The following is a 23,514-nucleotide window of genomic DNA, read 5'->3' as shown; positions in this document are numbered from 1 at the left end:
TTTTAAGGAGTGTTTGATGAACATGGAACTTCACCAGGAGCAAGAACGAGCGGACCGCGCAATTGGTTGATCAGATTAACATTTTTTGTCATGAGATTCGTCTTGGTATGAAGCAATAAATGGGAGGGAAAGAAATGAAACCATATGTACTGGAGTTTCGGGAAATCGATAAAACGCAACTTTTGCTCGCCGGAGGAAAAGGGGCGAATTTAGGGGAACTATCGAAGATTCAGGGAATACAAGTGCCCGAAGGATTTTGTGTTACGACAGAAGGCTATCAAAAAGCCCTCGAACAAAACGAAGCTTTCTACGCATTGGTGGATCAACTAACACTGCTGAAAGTGGAGGATCGAGATCAAATTGGTGAAATCAGCAGGAAGATTCGGAAAATCATTATGGAAGTAGAAATTCCTTCCGATGTAGTGAAGGCTGTTGCCCACTATCTCTCCCGGTTTGGTGATGAACATGCTTATGCAGTGCGTTCTAGTGCGACAGCTGAAGATTTGCCACATGCCTCTTTTGCTGGTCAACAAGACACCTATTTAAATATCATCGGCGTCGATGCCATCATGCAGCATATCAGCAAATGTTGGGCTTCCCTGTTTACGGATCGCGCGGTAATCTACCGTATGCAAAATGGTTTTGACCACAGTCAAGTTTATTTATCCGTTATCGTTCAAAGGATGGTTTTCCCTAAGGCTTCAGGGATTTTATTTACTGCTGATCCGATTACTTCTAACCGAAAGCTGCTATCGATCGATGCCAGTTTTGGACTTGGAGAAGCACTGGTCTCTGGCTTGGTATCTGCCGATTGTTATAAAGTACAGGAAGATGAGATCGTCGATAAGATGATAGCAACCAAAAAATTGGCTATCCATGGACTAAAAGAGGGCGGAACGGAGACCCGGCAGATCGATCCCGATCGGCAAAAGAATCAAACACTTACTGAACAACAAATTTTACAACTGGCACGCACAGGAAGGCAGATCGAAGCTTATTTTGGCTGCCCGCAAGATATCGAATGGTGTTTGGTTGATGATACATTTTATATTGTCCAGAGTCGGCCAATCACTACTTTATACCCGATCCCTGAAGCGGATGATCAAGAAAATCACGTGTACGTATCTGTCGGACATCAACAAATGATGACCGATCCCATGAAACCACTTGGAATGTCTTTATTCCAGTTAACATCTTTTGGACCCAGATTTAAAGCTGGCGGAAGGTTATTTGTTGATGTCACGCATAATCTGGCTTCGCCTGACAGCAGAAAAATGTTATTAGATGCCATGGGACAACACGATCCAATCATGAAAGACGCACTCATTACCATAATAGAGCGAGGAGATTTCATAAAATCTTTACCAAATGATAAGGAAGGACAGAGTTCCCGTAAAAGCAATAAAAGTGTGTCGCCTGCGGATTCTAGGGCACAAATCGAACACGACCCGACGATCGTTTCTGATTTGATTAAGAGCAGTCAAACATCGATAGAAGAGTTAAAACAAAACATCCAAACGAAATCAGGATCGGATTTATTTGATTTTATACTGGAAGATATCCAGCTATTAAAGAAGATTCTATTTGACCCACAAAGTTCAGCTGTGTTTATGGCTGCTATGGATGCCTCATCATGGATCAATGAAAAAATGAACAAGTGGTTAGGTGAAAAAAACGCAGCGGATACACTTTCTCAATCTGTACCAAACAATATTACTTCGGAAATGGGTCTGGCGCTATTGGATATCGCAGATGTGATTCGTCCTTATCCAGAAGTAATTGATTATTTACAACATGTAAAAGATGATAACTTTTTGGATGAACTGGTTAAGTTTGATGGTGGACAGGAAACCAAAGACGCTATCGATGATTATCTCCGAAAATACGGAATGCGATGTACCGGAGAAATCGATATTACTAAAACTCGTTGGAGCGAAAAACCAACTGCGCTCATCCCCATGATTCTCAGTAATATCAAAAACTTTGAGCCTGATGCCAGCAATCGGAAATTTGAGCAAGGGCGACAGGAAGCTTTGAAAAAAGAACAAGAGTTATTAGCTCGATTGAAGCAATTACCGGATGGTGAACAAAAAGCCAAAGAAACAAAACGAATGATCAGCCTAATCCGGAATTTCATCGGTTATCGGGAATATCCAAAATACGGCATGGTTAATCGCTACTTCGTTTATAAGCAGGCTTTACTGAAAGAAGCCGAACAACTCTTACAAGCCAGAGTCATTCGTGAAAAAGAAGATATATACTACCTCACTTTTGAAGAATTTTACGAAGTCGTACGCACAAATAAACTCGATTACCAAATCATCAGCAAACGTAAAGAAGAGTACAAATTATATGAAAAACTAACTCCGCCACGTGTTATCACCTCTGATGGTGAAATCATTGCAGGGGAGTACAAACGAGAAAATCTCCCAGCCGAAGCTATTGCAGGTCTGCCTGTTTCTTCCGGAGTTATTGAGGGAAGGGCACGTGTCATCTTAAACATGGATGATGCGAATTTAGAAGAGGGAGATATATTGGTCACCCCCTTTACCGACCCTAGCTGGACACCATTGTTTGTATCCATAAAAGGTCTAGTTACCGAGGTTGGCGGACTGATGACCCATGGAGCGGTTATCGCGCGTGAGTATGGCTTACCGGCGGTTGTCGGGGTGGAAAATGCCACCAAGATCATAAGAGACGGTCAACGAATTCGCGTGCATGGAACAGAAGGGTATATCGAAATAATATAATTCATTGCATTTAAATCATTAAAGAAGAGCATTCGCTTTCACGTAGTAACCAAAGCCCCATTTCCCGCCTGCAACACCGGGAAATGGGGCTTTTTATTTTTGGATTTTAATAATGTCGTAAATTCGCAGTTTTCTATTCAAGTGATGCCATTTCAGCATGTGGATGGGAACCATTCCGAAAAAATTTGTTTCCATTTACTTATGATAGCTTCTGGCATTGGGCCCTATTAACCCGTCATAATACCCTATTTCCTTAGTATTCCAACTGTAGTATCTTTGTTTGACAGAATACATAAACAGGGATAGTCACACAAACAACCCCCGCAAAGGAGGCCTTACAAATGAGTGAAGAATCGATACTAATCGTGGAAGACGAAGAAAAAATCTTGAGACTGCTAGAATTGGAGCTTGAAATCGAAGGCTACCAAATTGGAAAGGCAATGGACGGGAATCAAGCCCTTGAAGCGTATCGATCAGCAAAATGGGACTTGATCTTATTGGATGTGATGCTTCCAGGTATAAGCGGGATCGAGCTGCTTCGGAAAATTCGTATGAAAAACAGTTCCACCCCAGTCATCCTGTTAACTGCAAAAGGCTCTGTTGAGGATAAAGTTTCCGGTCTTGATCTCGGCGCGAATGACTATATCACTAAACCTTTCCAAATTGAGGAATTGCTTGCCCGAATTCGTGCAGTTTTAAGAATGCGGACTGCTGTACCTTCAATGGAAGATGAAGACGATGGATGGCTCAATACCGCTGATTTAAAGGTGAATGTCAAAACACGCGAAGTCATTCGAGGTGAAAGTGAAATTGACCTAACACCAAAAGAGTATGATTTACTTCTTTATTTACTGAAGAATAAGCGTCAAGTGCTAAACAGGGATCAAATTCTGGAAGCGGTTTGGGGGTATGATTTCTATGGAGAAACAAACGTTGTGGATGTGTATATCCGATATGTTCGCAAAAAGCTCGAATATGGCTTCGATACGCCGCTTATTCATACTGTAAGAGGCGTTGGCTACGTCATGAAGGATGCAAAATGAGGCTTCGGAAGAAAATAAATTTATATACAGCGGTGTTATTCATTTTCCTGCTCCTTTTAATGAATGTTTCCATTTATTTTGTATTCAGTAATTTGATGATGGTGAATGAACTTAATCGTGCGAAAGCGGAGACAAAGAAAATTGCCTTTGATGTTAGTAAAAATGTTAATGATATTTCACCAAATGATTTACTTCGGGCCTATCTGCCTATAGATGGCATGATCGGTATTGTAAAAGAAGGTCAACGAAATGGAACAGTCGTTACATCCGATTCTGAAAAACAATTAAGCAATCGAGATAGTGGCTTTTATCCGGGTGAGAAGAGCGCGATCATCACTTATCATAAGAAAAAGTATGTATTCGTTTCAAACCCGATCGTTTGGGGGGATGGAAGTGTAGTTAATCTGCAAATCACCAAAAGCATTACAGCAACCGAAGAAATGCTCGCTGTTCTGCGCATCGTATTAATCGCTGTGACGGTCATTGCCATGATACCTGTTCTGATATCAAGCACCATTCTTAGTAACTTCATCGCCCGTCCGATTCGATCGATGATTGATACGATGAAGGAGATTCAAACAAGCGGCCAATTTAAACGACTTAGCCTAGAGGAAAAATCAAAGGATGAACTTGTGGAAATGGGAAATACCTTTAATCACATGATTGATTTGCTGCAAGCCAACTTCGAAAAACAGGAGCAATTCGTATCGAATGCTTCACATGAATTAAAAACACCGCTAACTGTCATCGAAAGCTATGCAAGTCTTTTGAAGAGAAAAGGGTTGGAGCGCCCGGATTTGTTTGATGAATCAATAGAGGCCATTCATTCTGAAGCCATAAGAATGAGGGAGATGACAGAGGAAATGCTCCTGCTTGCAAAGCATCAGGAAAAATGGAATATAGAGAAGGAAACCATCATTCTGAACGACATCATGGCAGAGTTAGCGAAAGTGTATAAAAATGCGTACAACCGAACAGTGGAGATTTATAGTGGCGATGCAATTGAAGCAGTAACGGACATTCAAAAGTTAAAACAGCTTTTGTTCATTTTTTTAGACAATGCAAGAAAGTATAGTGACGAGCATATCTCAGTCTACATAGGACAAACAAGTGATGAAGCATATATCCGCATCGAAGACAGAGGGGATGGAATTCCAAAGGCTGAATTGCCAAAAGTGTTCGATCGCTTTTATCGTGTAGATAAAGCAAGAAGCCGAAAGAAAGGCGGATCAGGATTGGGGCTTACCATGGCAAAGGAAATTGCTGATGCAATTGATGTGCGGATTGAAATGGATAGTCTCGAAGGCAGGGGAACGATCGTCACCCTTTTATTTTAATTGAGTCTCTTAAATAGTGAATTCTTATCGGTCTCATTTTATCAAGATTAAATAAGTCAGAATGACGTTGGATGGGGGATACGATGAAGAGTGGAAAAATGCTGATAACAGCTGGATCAACCCTCGTTTTTGGCCTGCTATTATTCGTCGGATTTCAATGGTGGGCTCCATCATTATCCGCTGAAAGCTTGACGGAAGAAGAAGTGAACCATACAGCAAAGGATAAATATCCTGGAACCATCATAAAGACAACGAAAAGTGAAGGTGGAGAATATCGGATTGAAATGCAGCTTGAAACCGGGGTGTATCAAATTAGGATGGATGCGAAAAGCGGTGAAGTTCGTTCTCTAAAAAAAGAATCCATAGTTCATGCAGCTGAAGAAACGACGGAAAACATACCCCAAAAGCAACTGACCCAAAAAGAAATAAAGGCACGGATTACCTCACAAGGTGATCTGGAACAAATTGATTTTGTGCAGGAGAAAGAAAATTCCTTTTATAAAGCTGTGGTAAATAAGAATAACGAAAAAATCACATTGATACTCGACCCATATTCTGGAGCCATTATTGACTCGACAATGGTGGCAGATAGTATCATTACAGAAAAGGAAGCAATTGAAATTGCGGAAAAACATGTAAAAGGAACAGGTGACGATACAGAATTTTATCAGCCCCCAGATCAGACACCTTATTATTTGATCGAAGTTGAATTAGAGGATGATCGAGACGCGGTCGTCCAAGTTGACGGCTTTACAAAAGAAGTAAAAACAATAACATGGGAAGATGATGAAGAGAATGATAATGATGGCCCTGATAACTAATTAAAGGGTTTATTAATCAAGACGCAATGGAGCAAATCATAAAAAAGGGTGATGCCTATTAATAGGCATCACCCTTTTTGGCTTCGTTGAGTAAGGAAAATGCAAAAGGAAAGAGAAGAAAATGTAATAATTCTCACCAATTTCTAATCCTTCTATCATTTAACTCTAATTTAATTTCTCTAACATGGAATAAAGCACCAAATGATAAATCAGGGCCAAATAAGTTGGTTGGATGAAAGGCATCTGGATTATTGTACATAAACATTTCCATCATATTTCAACTCGAGAAAGGAGAATAATTAATGTCAGTTATTTCTAGCATTCTGGATTACAACAAGGTGTTTGTCGATCAAAACAAGTATAAAGAGTTTCAAACGACAAAGTATCCAGATAAAAAGATCGTCATCATAACGTGCATGGATACCCGTCTGCTGGAATTGCTTCCAAAGGCGATGGGTTTAAAGAATGGGGATGCGAAAATCATTAAAAACGCTGGAGCCATTGTTTCCCATCCTTTTGGCAGCATCATGCGCAGTATCCTTGTCGCTATTTATGAGCTAAAAGTGGAGGAAGTGTGTGTGATCGGACATCATGGATGCGGTATGGTGGGGCTTCAATCCTCTTCACTGCTTGATGCCGCAAAGCAGAAGAAAGTCAGTCAGGAGCAAATTGATGTCCTTACAAACTCTGGTATTGAATTATCAAAGTGGCTGTCAGGTTTTCAATGCGTTGAGGAGAGTGTAACGAATAGTGTCCGTTTGATCGAAAACCATCCATTATTACCGGAATCCATTGCCGTTCACGGTATGGTCATCCATCCCGAAACGGGTAAATTGGATCGGATCATAGATGGATATAGCAAGGACGAAATACATATTCAAAAGAAGGAGCGATAGAATGATGGGACCTAGCAGGCTTGAAGGATATAATCTAGGCAGTTTTCAGAAAGACCTGGTTGCCGGGGTGGTAGTTGGGATTGTAGCGATTCCTTTAGCGATGGCTTTTGCCATTGCTTCTGGAGTAAGACCGGAATACGGACTGTACACATCCATTATTGCAGGAATCATGGTCTCCCTTTTTGGAGGATCCAAATATCAAATTGCAGGCCCGACCGGAGCCTTTGTCCCGGTCTTGTTCGGGGTGGTCATGCAGTACGGATATGAAAAACTGTTAATCGCCGGTTTCATGGCAGGCATCATGATTTTTCTTATGGGCGTCTTCAAACTGGGAAGATTCATCAAGTTTATTCCCCGTCCAGTTACCATCGGCTTTACTGCTGGAATTGCCGTGATTATCTTCTCTGGGCAGATTGCCAATTTCTTTGGACTCAGTAACTTAAAAAAAGAAGAAGCCTTTCTTTTAAATATGAAAGAAATCTTGTTGAACTTCAATACAGTGAATGTCTATAGTGTACTGGTAGCCATCATAAGTTTAACTCTCGTCATACTGACTCCAAAATATGTACCGAAAATTCCTGGAGCATTGCTGGGATTGATCGTATCGACTCTAGTAGCCAGCTTATTCTTTCCAGGTCAGGTAGCGACAATCGGATCGGCCTATGGCGCCATTCCTAATGCATTGCCCCATTTTCAGTTTCCCCAAATCACTGGCGGACTAGTGATCGAACTCCTTCCGGCTGCCTTGGTCATTGCCATGCTTGGAGGAATTGAATCACTATTATCAGCTGTAGTGGCAGACGGCATGACCAACAGTAAACATAACAGCAATAAGGAGCTGATGGGGCAAGGATTGACCAATATGATCACGCCTTTATTTGGAGGCATTCCAGCTACAGGTGCCATCGCGCGTACCGCAACGAATATTAAAAACGGTGCAGTTTCCCCTATATCGGGTGTGATTCATGGGCTGGTGGTATTGCTCGTGTTGATCAGCCTGGCTCCTTATGCATCGGCCATTCCATTGGCCAGCATGGCCCCCATTCTTATGTTTGTCGCATGGAACATGAGCGAACGGAAGGAATTTTCGCATATCTTAAAAGCAAAAACCATGGACTCGATCGTATTGATCGTCACCTTCGTGTTAACCGTATTGATTGACCTGACAACAGGTGTCGGCATCGGATTGCTATTAGCCATCCTATCTTTCGTTAAACTGATGAGCGGTACATTGAAATTATCGAAGGTATTACCAGATCCAGCTGATAAACTAGTTAAACCAGAAATGGTGCAACAAGGTTCAAGCTGCCCGCAGATTAACATATATACGATAGAGGGGCCATTATTCTTTGGCTCAATCGAAAGGCTGCAAGAAGAAATCGACGAAATAATGCGTTCAAAACCTAAAGTCCTCCTATTAAGAATGAGCAATGTGCCATTTATCGATACATCGGGAGAAGCGCTTCTCACCGAAATCGTGAAGCAATTCAAGTTTCAAAATCTACAAGTGTTGATTTCCGGGATTCAACAGGAACCAAAAGAAATGCTGGAAAAAACCGGATTCATTAATCTGGTAGGTAAGGAACAATTCTTTTCCAGTACGGGTGATGCCATTAATAAAGCTTTATCCAAACTGGATGAGAACCGTTGTAAAGGATGTAAACAGTTTTCTTTTGCTGAATGTACCGCACTCTCCCAGCAAGTCCAAAAGCCTGCATTATTAAAACAAAAAAGAAAACGGGAGATAGGTTTAACATGACTCCTGTCAGGAAGATGAGGCATCTGCTTTTGGCAGATGCTCATTTTCTTTGATTATAATAATCTACCCCACGGTTTATCAGATATCTTTAAGAAAGGCTGTTTTCGCATACTTTGTTGCTATTTACCAAGTAAAGCGGTGTGGTTGATTTCCCCTCCAGATGCTCGCTTTCCGCGGGGCGGGCGGTGAGCCTCCTCGGCGTAAATGCCAGTGGGGTCTCACCTGTCCCGCTGCTCCCGCAGGAGTCTCGCACTTGCGCTCCAATCAACCTTAAATCGTTTAGTTTTTAAAAACAACAATCTTTACGAAAAGAGCCTTAAGAAAAGGCAAAACGCATGCCCAAGAATTTTGAGCATGCGTGAACGATTATTCTTTTATGATATCCAACTCTTTCAGGGCATCAAGCGTAATCGTTTTGGCTTTGCTTCCGCTGCCGTCCATGTTCGTTGCGAAGGCCCATTTGCCTTTGTCCGTTTCGATGTACCCCACATACCAGCCCAATCCCATATCGGAAAGGCGTGTACCGGTTTTTCCATGGAGGACATATGAGTCTGCTTCTTCATTGATCATGATTCTCTTTACGGTTCTCATATGCTGCTTATCGATAGGCAGTTTTTCCTCTACAAGGTTTTCGATGAATTGGACTTGTTCCAGGGCAGAAATCTTTATGCTGCTGTCGAGCCAGAACTGATCGATCCCGCCGGAGATATCACGATTGCCGTAATCAATCAGGTTCACATATCGCTGCATGTTTCCCGCCCCGATATCGCGGGCCATTGCTTGATAATACCAGATCACGGAATGCCTCATGGCTGAAGCAAGCGTATGATCTCTGTTCCAATCTTCAAATTCCCTGATTACGCCATCCCAGCGTTTCACTTCATATTCATCGCTCACCGCTTTTGTCTGTAAGCCGATTAATGCATTCGCGACTTTGAATGTCGATTCCGGAGTGTAGCGTACTTTACTTCTCTGTTTGTTATAGATATATACTTTATCATTTTTTAAGTTTTGGAGAACCATCGTGCCTTCCGCACCATCGAAAGACTCCCCGATATCCAGTTCTTTCACCTTTTGATCGTTTGCACTTGCGTGAATCGTACCCATGGAACCAGTGACTAGCAGGACAAGAATGAAACATAACGCTTTGATTTTCATTACACACTCTCCTTTAAGGCTGGATTGATACATCACCAGAAGTGATTTCCAAAAAATAGGTTGATGGCTAAAGTATACCTATTCCCGATAAAAAACGAAACCTAATTCTTGGATTCTGTTTTAGATAGTATCGATCAAGGAGGAAAGCAGAGGGTAGCTAATGAATATATAAAGCAAACGAAAGAATGGGAGGAATCTATCATGGAGGTTAACCAAAGAAAAATAAATAGTAATGAAAAAGAAATTACATACACACATATTGAAAACGGAAGTCCTGCCGTTTGTTTTATGTTTTCAGGTGCGGGGTACACGTATGAGAAGCCGTTATTCTATTATTCGACGATGATCATGCTTCAAAATCAGTATGATGTCGTGCATATTCATTACGCTTACGACCAGGATATATTCAAGCATCCGTTGGTAGATATCACAAAAGTGATCGTTAATGATGTGAATCCCGTCATTACGGAAGTACTTCAAAACCATGAATATCAAAGAACAGTGTTTTTAGGTAAATCACTTGGCACCATCCCCATCATCAATGGAATTATGAAAAGTGAGCGGTTTATGAAAGCCAAAATGATTTTGCTTACGCCTCTATTGAAGTTCGATTCGATTTTTGCTGGGCTATTGAGCAGCAATCATTCAGCACATATAGTAATCGGAGATAAAGACCATCATTATATTCCAGATAAAATTCAAGCGATTGAAAATAAAACGAACATAAGCATCGATAAAATCCCACATGCAAATCATTCATTGGATATTGAACCTTTGAATGCTTCAAGGTCGATTACCATGCTGGAAAGTGTAATGAATGGTATGGAAGAGTTTTTAAAGGGATAGGACAATTGCGATTAAACGATAGGGGGAAGGCAAGGAAAACAAGAAAATCAATGAAGCCATGTGGGGGTCAGCGGTCTTTTAGATAGAATTTCGGTGTGTGAAAATTCAATATTTGAATAAGCTGGTCGCCCATATACGCAGGTGATTGTTCGAAATCATTGTCAATCCAATCTATTATCAATCCAATGATTCCATGGATCCGATACGTGCTAAAAAGGTCAATATCAATATTCGGATTTGCCTCAGTCGAGTATTTATAGTCTTCCCTGAATAATTCAGCTAATTTGTTTGTCATTTTTTCACGGAAGTTATAGGCAGTTTCTGGGTGTAACATCAGTTTATAAAATTTTTTGTTTTCTAAGAAATGATGAAATAATACAATCGATTTTGAAGGTAAGTTATTGAATTCGACGACTGATAAACCGCGATAAGGTTTACGGTAAGCTTCATTCAATTTTTCGAACATCTCCCCGATTATTTCATCTAATAAATCTTCCTTTTGCTCGTAATGGGAGTAAAATGTTCCTCGATTATAATTCGCCATATTCACGATTTCCGTAATGGTGATAGTATGGAAGTTTTTTTCTTCCATCAAAGATAATAGAGCCGCTTTAAAGCTCTCTTTTGTTCTTCTTACTCGTCTATCTGGATGCTGAATGGACATGGAAATACTCCTTCCTGATTTTTTAATGGACAAAAACGATGAATCTGTCGGGTATCATACATTTCTTATAGTATTGCATATTGAAGCCCTTTCATAAACATTTTATACTTTAATTGTTTCATGATATCTCAATGTCGAGATAGTTTCCGATTTGGATAATATCCATGATAAAGGGATGTTAGGTGGGATAAATCACCTGAACCCCGGTTTGGATGAAATTACACGATACTCTAAGATACAGAAAGGAAGAGTGATTGGAATGACATATCCAGTATTACAAGATAAGGTGGCAATCGTAACAGGAGCTGCAATGGGCATGGGTCTCGAAACGGCTAAACTATTTGCAGAAGCAGGTGCCAAAGTGGTGGTAGCTGACCTTAACGAAGAAAAAGGTAAGCAGGCAGTTTCGGAAATTGAGGCTAACGGCGGAATCGCTTTCTTCCAAAAGGTCGATATTTCCAAAACGGAACAGGTAAAAGCACTGGTCGATGCAACTGTTGAGAAATATGGAAGGCTGGATGTTGCTGTCAATAATGCAGCCCTGACTCCTGATGACAAACCAGTAGCCGAGTTTGATGAAGATTATTGGGACAAGCTCATGGCAATAGACCTTAAAGGAACAGCACTATGCCTGAAATATGAACTGCAACAGATGATTAAGCAAGGTAATGGTGGATCGATCATCAATATTTCATCCGTCAGCGGCTTCCGTCCTCAGCCGGATAATGTGGCCTATGTCGCTGCAAAGCACGGAGTTGTCGGAATGACGAAAGTCGCTGCACTAGAAAATGGAGACAAAAACATACGTGTTAACTCTGTGGCCCCTGGTGCCATTGATACTCCGATGTTACGTGGAGCATTGGAACAGTTTGGTTTCACCGAAGAAGAATACGCACCGCAGCTTAGCCTGTTGAACAGGTTTGGACAAGGAAGGGAAGTCGCACAGGCTAGCTTATGGTTAGCTTCAGACCAGTCCTCTTATGTAACGGGCACAACCTTGCACGTCGATGCAGGTTACACGAGCCGTTAAATACAAAGGCTCTTTTCGTAAAGATTGTTGTTTTTAAAACGAAACGATTTAAGGTTGATTGGAGCGCATTTGCGAGACTCCTGCGGGAGCAGCGGGACAGGTGAGACCCCACAGGCGTTTTAAGCCGAGGAGGCTCACCGCCCGCCCCGCGGAAAGCGAGCATCTGGAGGGGAAATCAACCACACCGCTTTACTTGGAAAATAGCAACAAAGTAAGCGAAAACAGCCAATACAAAAAATCCAAAACCCCTGAATTCACTCGAATTCGGGGGTTTTGTCATTCAAATGCCAAGCAGCTGCCTCGTTAATTGTGCCTCCCAGCTTTTATTGATAGTATCCAACTATCTTTTTGATCTCCAATCATATGATTTGTAACGGGAAAAACTGGCGGAAGTAGCCTAGCGAGTGCCCGGGTCCCTTTTCCTTAAGGGTAACGGAACATGATAGTGGAGGGATAAAATGTTATATTAAAGGTATGGATGACTAATCATTTGGTTTTAGAAAGGAGAAATCATGGAAGGAACCAATACATTTCATTCAATTGATGAATACATTAAACAATTTCCCGAAGAAGTACAGGAGATTTTAAAAACGTTAAGAAAAGTCATTAGGGATGCAGCACCGGATGCAGAGGAAAAGATAAGCTATCAAATGCCTACCTTTGTTTTATATGGAAATCTGGTACATTTCGCTGCTTATAAAAAACATATAGGTTTCTATCCAACTCCAAGCGCCATCACTGCTTTTGAAGCTGCATTATCTGAATATAAATGTTCAAAAGGTGCCGTCCAGTTTCCGCTAAACAAGCCAATTCCTTATGAATTAATAACCGAGATGGTTATATTTAGAGTGGAAGAGAACAAAAAGAAGAAAGCGGAAGGCAAATCAAAAAAGAAATAACGGAAATGATTATCAGAATTCATCAAATATTTAACATTTGATTGTGAGATACAAGACCGAAAGAGAAGGGTGGAAATAGTATGTTCAAAAAATTATTCGGTAAAAAAGAAAGTGTGGAACAGCTGCTTGCTCCGATTAATGGACAAGTAATCAACATTGAAGATGTTCCGGATCCGGTGTTTTCCGGTAAAATGATGGGGGACGGAATAGCGATTCTTCCTGAGGAGGGAGTGGTCGTATCTCCAATCGATGCAGAAGTAATCCAGGTTTTTCATACTAAACATGCACTGGGCCTCCGTACAAAGCATGGCATTGAATTGTTGATTCATATTGGTTTGGAAACAGTTAACCTTAATGGTGAGGGATTTGAAGCACATGTCACAGAAGGGCAAAATGTAAAAGCGGGAGACAAGCTTGTAACATTTGATATCGATTTTATAAAATCCAAAGCCCCAAGCATCGTAACTCCGATTGTTATCACGAACGGCGAGCTAGTTGAAAAACTGGAAAAAACAAATAGCACCCAAGCGAATAGTAACGAAACACAGATCATGAGTGTTTATTTGAAGTAGAAAGATTTTGGTGATCTCTCCTTTTATGCTGCAAGCAGGATAATCGAAAAATGCAGCGAATAGTAGGTGAGTGAACAAATAAATCAAGCGAGGGTGAATGGGATGGGAGTTCAAGCAGAAAAGATTTTTGTAAACTTGCCTGTTAAAAATTTGGATGCCTCAGTAGAATTTTTCACAAAGGTCGGCTTTGAGTTTAACGAGCAAATGACCAATGAAAATGCAACATGCATGGTTATCAGCGAGTCCATATATGTCATGTTATTGGTGGAAGATTACTTTAAAACGTTTACCAAGAAGGAAATCCCGGATTCTGCAGCGAGTACGGAAGCCATCGTCGCCCTGTCCGTTAAAAGTAAGGAAGAAGTCGATGAAATCGTGAATAGGGCACTGGATGCTGGCGGAAAGCCTTTCAATGAAGCCATTGATCATGGTTTCATGTACGGTTGGAGTTTTCTGGATATCGACGGACACTCTTGGGAAGTATTTTACATGGACGAAAGCGGATTTAATCAAAATTAAATTAAATGCAAGGCACAATCCTTCGTGAAGGATTGTGCCTTTTTTGAAGCTCAGTGCCGTCTCCGGGTCAACATGATCTTCTAAGTGCTAAAGTATAAAATAACCATTTATACTTATGATACAATATAAGGGATAATGTAAAGGCGGGTACAAAAAGTGACGACAATTTACGATATTGCGAAAAAAGCGAATGTATCAACGATGACTGTATCGAGAGTCATTAATAATAAAGGAAATATCAGTGAAAAGACAAGGGAAAAAGTTGAAGCGGTCATTAAAGAGCTGAACTATATACCGAATTCCGCTGCCCAAAGTTTGAATATTAAAAGAACGAAGCTGCTTTCATTAATCATAACCGATATCACGAACCCCTTTTTCACCCAGGTAGCGAGAGGGGCCGCGGATAAAGCCAATCAAATGGGATATCAGCTCATTTTATGCAATACCGATGAGGATTACGAAAAAGAGAGTGAATATATCGATGCATTGATTTCAAAACGGGTGGATGGCGTAATTATTGCACCAACAGGCGATCAATCGACGAAAAATTTAAAGAAATTAATTAAAAACAGGATTCCATTTACATTGATAGATAGGCAAATTCAAGATGTTTCTTGTGATCGGGTGCTTGGTGATAACTATGAAGGAACGAAAAAGCTACTTCAGCATCTCATCGATTTTGGACATGAACGAATCGCGATGGTTCATGGTCCGCTAACGATCTCCACTTCGAAAGAGCGTTATCAGGCCTATATTGAAACGCTGAAAATAAATGATTTGAACATCGATCACTCTTTCGTCATAGAGACTCATTACAAACAGGAAAAGCAATGGAACGGTATTGACGGATTGATGAATGTTCCGCCCTCTGAGCGGCCAACGGCGATTTTTGCCGCCAATAATTTCATTGCCATCAAAATTATAAAAAGTTTACGAGAAAAACAGATTAAAGTTCCTGAAGACATTGCAGTCGTTTGTTTTGACGACTTAGAATTATTCTCGGACTTCGATCCCTTTTTAACCGTATCTTCACAGCCCGCTTACGACTTTGGGTATCTAGGAACACAATTAGTGATCGAGCGAGTCGATGAAGTAGGTCCTGCCGACTATCGGACGATCAATTTAAAGCCTGAATTGGTAATCAGGAAATCATCTGGAGCTCCTATTAAATAATAGGAGTTTTTTGTTTTGCCAAGAAAAAGTGGCTATAACAATACAGTGCTGATATCCATCCACACATAAACCAATAGATTCAATTCAGTACGAGCCATTTTGATTTTTTCGGTTTTAAGCAATTCAGCACCAAATGCCTCATAGAAGTATCGAGATTCATTATCTTCAAGCACCTCAACAAAAATTGTCTTTAATCCCAGTTCTTCAAATTTAAAGAATAACTCTTTGATGAGTTTCTTGCCTATCCCCATTCTTTGGAAATTTTCGAGGATATATATCGCAGTTAAATCACCCGAATTCTCAACTTTATTTTTTTCCCTTTTCCCGCCACTAATAAATCCAACTATTTTTCCATCGCTATTTTCAGCAACATAAACATAATTCCCATCACTGGATATATTCTTTTTCCATAATTCTTTCCTTTGCCCATAAGACAGATTATCTAAAAAATCACTCGGCATTATATCGTTATATGTGGTTCTCCAGCTATCCACATGGACGATTGCTATGCCTTCAGCATCAGCAACCGTTGCCTCTCTTATTAGCATATTGGTTCCTCCTTTTTTAAGTTTGCTATATCTCCTATTTTTTACTAATATTATCCATTTTGCAAGTGATACAATGATAGCTTAATTGTTAATAATTAACTATGTATGATACTATTGCCTGTAGTTTGTTTTTGTGGGAGAGGTATGAGATGAAGCGGATTTTCCGTAGTAAAGTATTTTATTTATTAATCTTCTTGGTTACATTTGGGATTGTGCTGGTTTTTAATAATGACAAAGAACCGACCGAGAAATTAACTGAAGATGAATTTTTTGCAACTTTAGAAGATGGGAAAGTGACATATTTAGAGGTGGAGCCACAAAATAGTGTTTATGAAATAAGCGGTCGGCTTGTAGGGTATGAAAGGGATCAATACTTTATCGCATCTGTACCGAATAGTGAAATTTGGCAAGATAGAATGAATCGCGCCATAAGGGGACATGACATAGAAAAAATTGAGTTTACGCCAGAAAACAAAGAGACAAGTGGATGGGTCACCCTTTTAACAACTACGATTCCGATCGTAATCATTTTCATCCTGTTTTTTGTTAGTTTTATATTTCTATTTGTCATAAAAAGAATGAAACACTCTAAATGATTAAAAACTCGCCGTTCCAATTGGGAATGGCGAGTTTTCTTATTAAAAAGAGTTGAAAATGGTAATTCCATTTGGATAGTTTAAGAGATTCTGTTTAATTTATTGACAATTTAAAATATTGCTGTTATTTTATTGTTACCGGTAACATAAAGATAACAAGAGGAGGTCAGCATGATGATTGATGCACATCAGCACTTTTGGAGAATTGACCGAGGTGATTACTCTTGGCTTACAAATGATATGGGAGTCCTTTATCGGGATTATCTTCCCGACGATTTATCACCCTTAATACATAAGAATGATATTTCGGGGACGGTCCTTGTACAAGCGGCTCCAACCTATGAAGAGACTTTATTTCTATTATCCTTGTATGACCGCCATCACTGGATATATGGCGTGGTGGGCTGGCTTGACTTATCTGCTCCATCCTTCCCGGAGCAATTGGATTCATTGATGAAACGACCGGGAATTGTTGGTTTACGCCCTATGTTGCAGGATCTGGAAGAAAGTGCTTGGATTTTACAAGAACAAGTGGCGGAAAATCTGAAACAGCTTATTCGATATGATCTTCCGCTGGATTTGTTGATTAATCATAAACATATTTCATCTGTTTTAACATTAATGAAAACGCTTCCTGACCTAAAGGCCGTCATCGACCATATGGCTAAACCGAATATATCAGCAGGGGAGTTAAACAAATGGCAAGAAGAAATGAATGCTTTGTCACAGTTTCCAAACATTTGGTGCAAAATGTCGGGTTTATTGACCCAAGCGGATCCTGCAATGTGGAAGGTGGATGACTTTACGCCATACATACAACATGTTGTTCGGGCGTTCGGGCCGGACCGTTTACTTTTCGGCAGTGATTGGCCTGTATGTTTATCAGCCGGGAGCTATGAAGAGGCAATTACGGTCGTTAAAGGGAATTTACCGGAAACTTTAACACTAGCTGAAGTGGATGGGATATTTTCTGGAAATGCAAAAGCCTTTTACAAGCTAAAAGAAAGGGGAGAGGAAAATGGGCAAGTTAGTTTATGAACAGGACATTACAAGCATCGTCATGTCTGATCACGATAATGTTGCGACTTCATTGAAAAATGTAGATGAAGGGGAAACATTACTCTATGTCATCAATGGTCAAAAAGAGGCAGTGGAAGCAAAGCGTTCGATTCCATTTGGGCATAAAATCGCAATCAAACCAATTCAGCGATCGGCGACGGTCATCAAATATGGAGAAGTGATCGGTGCAGCCACGATGGATATCGAGCCTGGTGAACATGTCCATGTACATAATATTGAGGGAATCAGAGGAAGAGGAGATAAGGCGGAAGGGGAGCAAAATCGATGAACATGATAAAAGGGTATCGCCGTTCAAATGGAAAATTTGGAATCCGTAATCATCTATTGATCATTCCTACCGTCATTTGCGCCAATCATGTGGCCAACAGAATCCAGCAAGCTGTACCTAAATCAGTGGCCATTCCGCATCAGCATGGATGCAGCCAGATTGGTGATGACAAAGAACGTACACATAAGCTTCTTGGCGGAATGGGGAAAAACCCAAACGTTGGTGCGGTCCTGTTAATCAGTTTGGGCTGTGAGGTGATTGATGCCAAAGTATTGAAACAGGAAATCGAAGAAGAAACGGGAAAACCAGTGGAGTGGCTAGATATCCAAGATGCAGGCGGGACGATAAACGCGATTAAGAAGGGGACTGAAGTGGCGAAGGGTTTATTTCTGGAACTCGAAAAAGTGCCGCAAGTGGATGCCCCCATTTCAGAATTGATAGTAGGTGTGAAATGCGGCGGTTCCGATGCCACATCCGGATTGTGCAGCAATCCCGCTTTAGGGAAAACGGCTGATCAGCTCCTGAAACAGGGAGGTACGATCGTAATGGGTGAAACCACGGAAATCATCGGAGCTGAACATATTGTTGCCCAAAAAGCAGTGAGCGAAGATGTGGCCAATAAACTATATGCATATGTTGATAAATTCGAAAAAGAAGTGGAACGCATCGGGGCCGATATGCGCGGCGGAAACCCGAGCCCGGGCAACATTGAGGGAGGGCTCTCGACCATCGAGGAAAAGTCGCTTGGCTGCATCAGTAAAGCAGGTACAGCCCCATTGAACGATGTCTTATCATTTGCGGAAGAAATTCCGGGAAATGGCTATTACTTCATGGATTCCCCGGGGAATGACATCGAGTGTGTTTCAGGCATGGCGGCAGCCGGTGTGCATATGGTCTGCTTTACGACAGGAAGAGGGACACCAACAGGGAACCCGATTATCCCGGTCATCAAAATAACGGGAAATGAACATACGGCCATCAAGATGATCGATAACATCGATATGGATACAAGCCCCGTCATGAAAGGAAAAGAAACGACGGAGGAAGCAGGAAATCGCATTTTCGAAACGATCGTTAAAACAGCACAGGGTGAGTTGACAAAGGCGGAAATCCTGGGACATCAGGAATTCAGCATCAGCCGGATCAGCATCAGCCTTTAGAAAACAGAAGATAGGAAAAGGGAGGAGAATTCATATGGGTAAATTGAATAATCGAACAGCACTTGTCACAGGAGGCAGCCGGGGAATCGGTGCAGCGATTGTTAGGAGATTGGCTGAAGAAGGTGCCAATGTGGCTATCAACTATACGTCACCAGGTTCATTTGAAAAAGCGAAAGCTTTAAAAGAAAAAGTAGAATCCGAGTTTCATATCCAAGCGATTGTCGTGAAAGCGAACGTTGGTGTGAAGGAAGATGTCGATGCCATGATCGATGAAGTGGAAAAAGAATTGGGAACAGTGGATATTTTAGTGAATAATGCTGGTATTGCCCCGTTTGAGCCTTTTTTGAGCCTTTCGGAAGAGACATGGGATGATACGTATCGGACAAATGTTAAATCGATCTTTTTGACGACGCAAAGAGTGGCGAAGAAAATGATTGAAAATAAATATGGCAAGATCATCAATATTACATCAACGGCTAGCGTCCTTGTCACGAGTCCGGTCATTCCCCACTATATTTCATCGAAAGCAGCTGCCTCTCATTTAACGAAGGCGTTGGCAATTGAGCTAGGAAAATACAATATCAATGTGAATGCTGTCGGCCCAAGCACCGTTGCGACGGATATGTGTGAGGAATATTTGGAAGATCCGCAAATTCTCGCAAAAGAGATTGAAGCCAATCCGATGAAAAGACTTGGTACGGAAAAGCAAATTGGTGATTCCGTCGTATTTTTGGCTTCCGATGAAGCCATGCAAATCAACGGGCATCTGTTAATGGTGGATGGAGGTTTAACGGTGAAAGCGGCGCAGCCTGAAGATCATATGAATCATGAACAGGAGGTAACGTCATGAGACTGCAAAGTAAAATCGCTGTCATCACAGGCGGGGGAAGCGGGATCGGAAAGGAATCAGCCCGTTTATTCGCCAGTGAAGGCGCATTTGTCATCATTACCGATATTCATGCAGAAAATGGGCAGGGCACTGTTTCAGAAATAAAGGAAGCTGGCGGGAAAGCGGCATTTTATGAGGTGGATGTAACGAATCCGGAAGCGGTTCAATCTTCAATCTCCCAAATCATCGAAACCTATAAGAAAATTGATATATTGTTCAACAATGCCGGAATCTCGAATGTGGGCAGGGTGGACGAAGTGGAACCGGATGTGTGGGACCGAATCATGAGCGTGAATGTGAAGGGGGTTTATCTGCCTTCTAAATACACGATCCCTTATATGATGGAACAAAAAAGCGGGGTCGTTATCAATATGTCATCATGTGCAGCGGAAATGGGTCTCGTGAAACGTGCGGCATACTCAGCAACGAAAGGCGCTGTTCTTGCTTTGACGAAAGCGATGCAAGTGGATTATGCGCCTTATAATATTCGGGTGAACGCTTTATTGCCAGGTACGATCCTGACTCCGTTCGTCGAAGATTACTTGAAAACTTCATATGACGATCCTGAGGTCGCCATCGGCAATATCAAGAAAAGACAATTGAGCGGTGATTTGGGCAGACCTGGTGATGTGGCAAAAGCCGCACTGTTCTTAGCTTCGGACGAGTCTGCGTTCATGATGGGGTCACCTTTATATATCGATGGCGGGGTTGTTTTCGGGAAAAATGCATAAAAGGAGGAAGAAACGATGAAATTGGCTACTTTTATAAAAGGTGAACAGCAAAAACTGGCTGTTCAAATTGAGGATCAGTTAATAGATATCGAAGAAACGGCGAAGAGAAATGAATGGAACCAAACCGTGACGGATGTGATGCAAGTGATAAATTTCAGTCAATCCGAACGGGACGAATTTGAAAGCAAGGTCCATGAAGCTGTAAGAGGAGGAATGGCAGCTACAATGGAAGAGGAAGGGCTCGCATTCGGTCCCAGTGTTACGAAGCCGCATAAAATCATTTGCGTTGGATTGAATTACAAAAGACATGCGGATGAAACCAATGCACCATATCCTGAAGTGCCGATTTTATTTAACAAGTTTGATAATACATTAACGGGTCATGGATGTGAGATTTCCATTCCAAGCGTAACGAATGAACTGGACTATGAAGTGGAACTCGGAATCGTGATTGGCAAAAAGACAAAGAACGTTTCGGAAGATGCGGCACTCTCCAATGTGTTCGGGTATTGTACGGTCAACGATTTGTCGGCAAGAGATCTGCAAATGAGAACGCCGCAATGGCTGCTTGGGAAAACGTGTGATGATTTCAGCCCTGTGGGACCTTACCTGGTAACAGCGGACGAAGTGGGGAATCCAAATGACCTGCAGTTGAAAACGTACGTAAATGATGAAATAAGGCAGAATTCCAATACATCCGATATGATCTTTTCATGCGCGGAAATCATCAGTTACATTTCCAAGCATATGACATTGGAACCGGGCGATCTTATATTGACAGGTACACCTGAAGGAGTGGTATTGGGCTTGCCTGCCGAACAGCGTGTTTATATTCAGCCAGGGGATGTGGTCACCGTTGAAATCGAAAAACTGGGAACACTCACGAACACATTCGTGGCTGAAAGCGAAGAGGCCATGACGAATGCTTAAAGGAATTCCGTCCATACTTTCTCCAGAATTGATGAAGATCATGATGGAGATGGGGCACGGTGATGAAATCGTACTTGCAGACGGGAATTATCCGGCTGCAAGTCATTCAAGCCGGATCATCAACGGTCACGGACATGGTGTGGCTGACTTCCTGCAAGCTATATTGGCGTTCTTTCCACTCGATACGTATGTCACACATCCCGTCATACTGATGAATCCTGTGGAAGGCGATGAAAAAAGCCCTGTAATCTGGAAGAGTTATGAAGATATAATAAAAAAATCGAACCATATCCCCATCAACATCGGAAAACTGGAACGAATGGACTTTTACGAACGAAGTAAAGCGGCCTATGCCATTATCGCAACAAGTGAACGGGCACAATATGCGAATCTCATATTGAAAAAAGGTGTAATTTAACTTATCTAAAAGGAGTGATCACATTGCAAAGAATTCCGAATATTATGTATGTTTATGCGGTTTTTGGCGGTTTGGCCGGACTATTATATGGTTTTGATTCCGGTGCCATTTCTCCAGCGATTCCATTCATCACCGAGGAGTTTGGACTAAGCCCGTCAGGTCAAGGGTTGATTGTGAGTTTCCTGCTATTGGGGGCATTGCCTGCTATCGTCCTCTCCACCTCACTATCAAAGGTGCTCGGAAGGAAATCGCTCCTGATTGGAGCAGGCATCACATTCATCGTCGGGTCGATTGGTTGTGCCTTCGCTACAAATGTAAGCGTTTTAATTGCATCGCGGTTCATCCTTGGAATCGGCTGCGGGATAGCCAATATGTGTTCCCTTATTTATCTGGTGGAATTGGCTCCTCCCAAAATCAGGGGATTGATCGGCGCTTTATATCAATTAAGTGTAAACGTCGGGATTTTGAGTGCCTATATTGTGGGGGCTTCATTCTCCGCTAGCGGATCTTGGAGAATCATGCTCGGAATCGGGATCATTCCAGCAGCAATCTTCACGTTTGGGATGCTCATCTCACCGGAAAGCCCACGGTGGCTCATGACTGCAGGAAAGGAAGACCGCGCAAGGAAAGTCTTGATGAAACTAAGGGGAACGAAGCAAGAAGTGGAAGATGAAATAAACGATATCAATCATTCTCTTAAACAGCAAAGCGTAGGATTCAAACATTTAGTAAACCAATATAAAAAAATATTGAATATGAATTTCATTCTAACATTCTTCCAAGTCTTCACGGGAATCAATGCCGTTGTATACTTTGCCCCGATCATTTTTGACGGTGTTGAAATCAACGGATGGAGCGGTTCCAATATAGCAAACTTCGGAATCGGGACGGCCTTGGTCGTTTCCACTGCCATTTCGTTATTCATCGTTGATAAACTAGGCAGAAAAACGCTGCTTATCTACAGTATTGGCGGTCAGGTCCTGCCGCTGATCGGATTGGCACTATTTTCGGATTATACGATCTTCAGCATGGTTTGTGTGTTCTTATATGTCTTCGCATTCGGCATCGGTCTTGGCCCTGTCTTCTGGCTATTCATACCGGAAGTGCTGCCATTGCAGGCAAGAGCAATCGGAATGGGAGTCATCACCTTTTTACAATACACATTGAACTTCCTTTTTTCATACACGTTCCCGCCACTGTTAAGTATCATTGGCAATAACGTCTATCTTATCTATGCGGTCTTATCGGTGGTCGCTTGCGTATTCATACACTATAAAACTCCTGAAACGAAAGGGAAATCATTGGAGGAAATTGAAGAATACTGGCGTGAACAAGATTTGGCAAAGGCCATTAAACCTGCTTGAGTCTGCCATTCGCACCATGGTGAGTTGCCGTTTCTGCAAAAAAAGAGATAAACCTTTAAAATG

The 23,514-nt window shown here is 41.6% G+C and carries 24 protein-coding genes; 21 read left to right on the top strand and 3 right to left on the bottom strand.

Features of this window, described 5'->3' with window-relative positions:
* Positions 1-134: 134 nt before the first annotated feature.
* The 6 genes from ppsA (at position 135) to QNH43_RS22040 (ending at position 8,606) form a co-directional block, all read left to right on the top strand.
* Entirely contained in the window at positions 135-2,750 is a 2,616-nt protein-coding gene (gene ppsA, locus QNH43_RS22065) for a phosphoenolpyruvate synthase (protein ID WP_283915688.1), read from the top strand.
* A gap of 341 nt (positions 2,751-3,091) precedes the next feature.
* A complete protein-coding gene (locus QNH43_RS22060) occupies positions 3,092-3,793 on the top strand; it encodes a response regulator transcription factor (protein WP_283915687.1) in 702 nt (233 codons plus the stop codon).
* Positions 3,790-5,130 (top strand): sensor histidine kinase, encoded by a 1,341-nt coding sequence (locus QNH43_RS22055; protein WP_283915686.1) that lies wholly within the window; start codon positions 3,790-3,792, stop codon positions 5,128-5,130. Before QNH43_RS22060 ends, QNH43_RS22055 begins: the two co-directional genes overlap by 4 nt.
* Before the next feature lie 83 nt (positions 5,131-5,213).
* Positions 5,214-5,951 carry a PepSY domain-containing protein gene (locus QNH43_RS22050; RefSeq protein ID WP_283915685.1) on the top strand — a complete coding sequence of 246 codons (738 nt, stop codon included), beginning with the start codon at positions 5,214-5,216 and terminating at the stop codon, positions 5,949-5,951.
* Between the two features lie 302 nt (positions 5,952-6,253).
* Positions 6,254-6,847, top strand: a complete 594-nt coding sequence (locus QNH43_RS22045; RefSeq protein WP_283915684.1) for a beta-class carbonic anhydrase — start codon at positions 6,254-6,256, stop codon at positions 6,845-6,847.
* 1 nt (position 6,848) lies between these two features.
* Positions 6,849-8,606, top strand: a complete 1,758-nt coding sequence (locus QNH43_RS22040) for a SulP family inorganic anion transporter (protein WP_283915683.1) — start codon at positions 6,849-6,851, stop codon at positions 8,604-8,606.
* A 366-nt stretch (positions 8,607-8,972) separates the two neighbouring features.
* Here the strand turns inward: QNH43_RS22040 and blaOXA are convergent, their stop codons facing one another.
* Complete coding sequence (gene blaOXA / locus QNH43_RS22035) at positions 8,973-9,764, bottom strand: class D beta-lactamase (RefSeq protein WP_283915682.1); 792 nt, start codon at positions 9,762-9,764, stop codon at positions 8,973-8,975.
* Between the two features lie 201 nt (positions 9,765-9,965).
* Between blaOXA and QNH43_RS22030 the strand changes: the two genes are divergently transcribed.
* The gene (locus tag QNH43_RS22030) at positions 9,966-10,610 is read left to right on the top strand and encodes an alpha/beta hydrolase (RefSeq protein ID WP_283915681.1); all 645 of its coding nucleotides are present in this window, start codon (positions 9,966-9,968) and stop codon (positions 10,608-10,610) included.
* Positions 10,611-10,677: 67 nt separating this feature from the next.
* Here QNH43_RS22030 and QNH43_RS22025 read toward each other — a convergent pair whose 3' ends face one another.
* A complete protein-coding gene (locus QNH43_RS22025; protein ID WP_283915680.1) occupies positions 10,678-11,274 on the bottom strand; it encodes a TetR/AcrR family transcriptional regulator in 597 nt (198 codons plus the stop codon).
* Between the two features lie 259 nt (positions 11,275-11,533).
* On the opposite strand from QNH43_RS22025, the gene QNH43_RS22020 reads away from it, so the two are divergent.
* From QNH43_RS22020 to QNH43_RS22000, 5 genes are all read left to right on the top strand, one after another.
* On the top strand, positions 11,534-12,304 hold the full coding sequence (locus QNH43_RS22020; RefSeq protein ID WP_076364016.1) for an SDR family NAD(P)-dependent oxidoreductase: 771 nt from the start codon (positions 11,534-11,536) through the stop codon (positions 12,302-12,304).
* Positions 12,305-12,816: 512 nt separating this feature from the next.
* Entirely contained in the window at positions 12,817-13,203 is a 387-nt protein-coding gene (locus tag QNH43_RS22015; protein WP_283915679.1) for an iron chaperone, read from the top strand.
* Between the two features lie 80 nt (positions 13,204-13,283).
* On the top strand, positions 13,284-13,775 hold the full coding sequence (locus QNH43_RS22010; RefSeq protein WP_283915678.1) for a PTS sugar transporter subunit IIA: 492 nt from the start codon (positions 13,284-13,286) through the stop codon (positions 13,773-13,775).
* 102 nt (positions 13,776-13,877) lie between these two features.
* Positions 13,878-14,294, top strand: a complete 417-nt coding sequence (locus QNH43_RS22005) for a VOC family protein (protein WP_283915677.1) — start codon at positions 13,878-13,880, stop codon at positions 14,292-14,294.
* 156 nt (positions 14,295-14,450) lie between these two features.
* Positions 14,451-15,467, top strand: a complete 1,017-nt coding sequence (locus QNH43_RS22000) for a LacI family DNA-binding transcriptional regulator (RefSeq protein ID WP_283915676.1) — start codon at positions 14,451-14,453, stop codon at positions 15,465-15,467.
* Positions 15,468-15,499: 32 nt separating this feature from the next.
* Here QNH43_RS22000 and QNH43_RS21995 read toward each other — a convergent pair whose 3' ends face one another.
* Positions 15,500-16,015 carry a GNAT family N-acetyltransferase gene (locus QNH43_RS21995; RefSeq protein ID WP_283915675.1) on the bottom strand — a complete coding sequence of 172 codons (516 nt, stop codon included), beginning with the start codon at positions 16,013-16,015 and terminating at the stop codon, positions 15,500-15,502.
* Positions 16,016-16,164: 149 nt separating this feature from the next.
* On the opposite strand from QNH43_RS21995, the gene QNH43_RS21990 reads away from it, so the two are divergent.
* The 9 genes from QNH43_RS21990 (at position 16,165) to QNH43_RS21950 (ending at position 23,451) form a co-directional block, all read left to right on the top strand.
* Positions 16,165-16,611, top strand: coding sequence for an ATP-dependent metallopeptidase FtsH/Yme1/Tma family protein (locus tag QNH43_RS21990; RefSeq protein WP_283915674.1), 447 nt, complete (start codon positions 16,165-16,167; stop codon positions 16,609-16,611).
* A 174-nt stretch (positions 16,612-16,785) separates the two neighbouring features.
* The gene (locus QNH43_RS21985; protein WP_283915673.1) at positions 16,786-17,649 is read left to right on the top strand and encodes an amidohydrolase family protein; all 864 of its coding nucleotides are present in this window, start codon (positions 16,786-16,788) and stop codon (positions 17,647-17,649) included.
* A complete protein-coding gene (locus QNH43_RS21980) occupies positions 17,630-17,959 on the top strand; it encodes a UxaA family hydrolase (RefSeq protein WP_283915672.1) in 330 nt (109 codons plus the stop codon). The genes QNH43_RS21985 and QNH43_RS21980 overlap by 20 nt, the downstream gene beginning before the upstream one ends.
* Positions 17,956-19,119 (top strand): UxaA family hydrolase, encoded by a 1,164-nt coding sequence (locus QNH43_RS21975; RefSeq protein ID WP_283915671.1) that lies wholly within the window; start codon positions 17,956-17,958, stop codon positions 19,117-19,119. The genes QNH43_RS21980 and QNH43_RS21975 overlap by 4 nt, the downstream gene beginning before the upstream one ends.
* Positions 19,120-19,153: 34 nt before the next feature.
* Positions 19,154-19,969 (top strand): SDR family NAD(P)-dependent oxidoreductase, encoded by an 816-nt coding sequence (locus QNH43_RS21970; RefSeq protein ID WP_283915670.1) that lies wholly within the window; start codon positions 19,154-19,156, stop codon positions 19,967-19,969.
* Positions 19,966-20,739, top strand: coding sequence for an SDR family NAD(P)-dependent oxidoreductase (locus QNH43_RS21965; protein WP_283915669.1), 774 nt, complete (start codon positions 19,966-19,968; stop codon positions 20,737-20,739). The genes QNH43_RS21970 and QNH43_RS21965 overlap by 4 nt, the downstream gene beginning before the upstream one ends.
* Before the next feature lie 15 nt (positions 20,740-20,754).
* Positions 20,755-21,669 carry a fumarylacetoacetate hydrolase family protein gene (locus QNH43_RS21960; protein WP_283915668.1) on the top strand — a complete coding sequence of 305 codons (915 nt, stop codon included), beginning with the start codon at positions 20,755-20,757 and terminating at the stop codon, positions 21,667-21,669.
* On the top strand, positions 21,662-22,087 hold the full coding sequence (locus QNH43_RS21955) for an RbsD/FucU family protein (protein WP_283915667.1): 426 nt from the start codon (positions 21,662-21,664) through the stop codon (positions 22,085-22,087). Before QNH43_RS21960 ends, QNH43_RS21955 begins: the two co-directional genes overlap by 8 nt.
* Before the next feature lie 23 nt (positions 22,088-22,110).
* The gene (locus QNH43_RS21950; RefSeq protein ID WP_283915666.1) at positions 22,111-23,451 is read left to right on the top strand and encodes a sugar porter family MFS transporter; all 1,341 of its coding nucleotides are present in this window, start codon (positions 22,111-22,113) and stop codon (positions 23,449-23,451) included.
* The last annotated feature ends 63 nt before the right edge of the window (positions 23,452-23,514 follow it).

It is taken from the genome of Peribacillus simplex, assembly GCF_030123325.1.
Classification (GTDB): domain Bacteria; phylum Bacillota; class Bacilli; order Bacillales; family DSM-1321; genus Peribacillus; species Peribacillus simplex_D.
The sequence above is the reverse complement of the archived record's forward strand: the minus strand, read 5'-3'. Positions and strand labels throughout refer to the sequence as shown.

Bases quoted from the DNA above. Each gene is read 5' to 3' on its own strand.
- QNH43_RS21955 (WP_283915667.1), top strand. From the start codon at position 21,662: ATGCTTAAAGGAATTCCGTCCATACTTTCTCCAGAATTGATGAAGATC.
- QNH43_RS21965 (WP_283915669.1), top strand. From the start codon at position 19,966: ATGAGACTGCAAAGTAAAATCGCTGTCATCACAGGCGGGGGAAGCGGG.
- blaOXA (WP_283915682.1), bottom strand. From the start codon at position 9,764: ATGAAAATCAAAGCGTTATGTTTCATTCTTGTCCTGCTAGTCACTGGT.
- QNH43_RS22015 (WP_283915679.1), top strand. From the start codon at position 12,817: ATGGAAGGAACCAATACATTTCATTCAATTGATGAATACATTAAACAA.
- QNH43_RS21990 (WP_283915674.1), top strand. From the start codon at position 16,165: ATGAAGCGGATTTTCCGTAGTAAAGTATTTTATTTATTAATCTTCTTG.
- QNH43_RS21960 (WP_283915668.1), top strand. From the start codon at position 20,755: ATGAAATTGGCTACTTTTATAAAAGGTGAACAGCAAAAACTGGCTGTT.
- ppsA (WP_283915688.1), top strand. From the start codon at position 135: ATGAAACCATATGTACTGGAGTTTCGGGAAATCGATAAAACGCAACTT.
- QNH43_RS22045 (WP_283915684.1), top strand. From the start codon at position 6,254: ATGTCAGTTATTTCTAGCATTCTGGATTACAACAAGGTGTTTGTCGAT.
- QNH43_RS21985 (WP_283915673.1), top strand. From the start codon at position 16,786: ATGATTGATGCACATCAGCACTTTTGGAGAATTGACCGAGGTGATTAC.
- QNH43_RS22010 (WP_283915678.1), top strand. From the start codon at position 13,284: ATGTTCAAAAAATTATTCGGTAAAAAAGAAAGTGTGGAACAGCTGCTT.
- QNH43_RS22055 (WP_283915686.1), top strand. From the start codon at position 3,790: ATGAGGCTTCGGAAGAAAATAAATTTATATACAGCGGTGTTATTCATT.
- QNH43_RS21995 (WP_283915675.1), bottom strand. From the start codon at position 16,015: ATGCTAATAAGAGAGGCAACGGTTGCTGATGCTGAAGGCATAGCAATC.
- QNH43_RS22020 (WP_076364016.1), top strand. From the start codon at position 11,534: ATGACATATCCAGTATTACAAGATAAGGTGGCAATCGTAACAGGAGCT.
- QNH43_RS22030 (WP_283915681.1), top strand. From the start codon at position 9,966: ATGGAGGTTAACCAAAGAAAAATAAATAGTAATGAAAAAGAAATTACA.
- QNH43_RS21975 (WP_283915671.1), top strand. From the start codon at position 17,956: ATGAACATGATAAAAGGGTATCGCCGTTCAAATGGAAAATTTGGAATC.
- QNH43_RS22050 (WP_283915685.1), top strand. From the start codon at position 5,214: ATGAAGAGTGGAAAAATGCTGATAACAGCTGGATCAACCCTCGTTTTT.
- QNH43_RS21970 (WP_283915670.1), top strand. From the start codon at position 19,154: ATGGGTAAATTGAATAATCGAACAGCACTTGTCACAGGAGGCAGCCGG.
- QNH43_RS21980 (WP_283915672.1), top strand. From the start codon at position 17,630: ATGGGCAAGTTAGTTTATGAACAGGACATTACAAGCATCGTCATGTCT.
- QNH43_RS22040 (WP_283915683.1), top strand. From the start codon at position 6,849: ATGATGGGACCTAGCAGGCTTGAAGGATATAATCTAGGCAGTTTTCAG.
- QNH43_RS22060 (WP_283915687.1), top strand. From the start codon at position 3,092: ATGAGTGAAGAATCGATACTAATCGTGGAAGACGAAGAAAAAATCTTG.
- QNH43_RS22025 (WP_283915680.1), bottom strand. From the start codon at position 11,274: ATGTCCATTCAGCATCCAGATAGACGAGTAAGAAGAACAAAAGAGAGC.
- QNH43_RS22005 (WP_283915677.1), top strand. From the start codon at position 13,878: ATGGGAGTTCAAGCAGAAAAGATTTTTGTAAACTTGCCTGTTAAAAAT.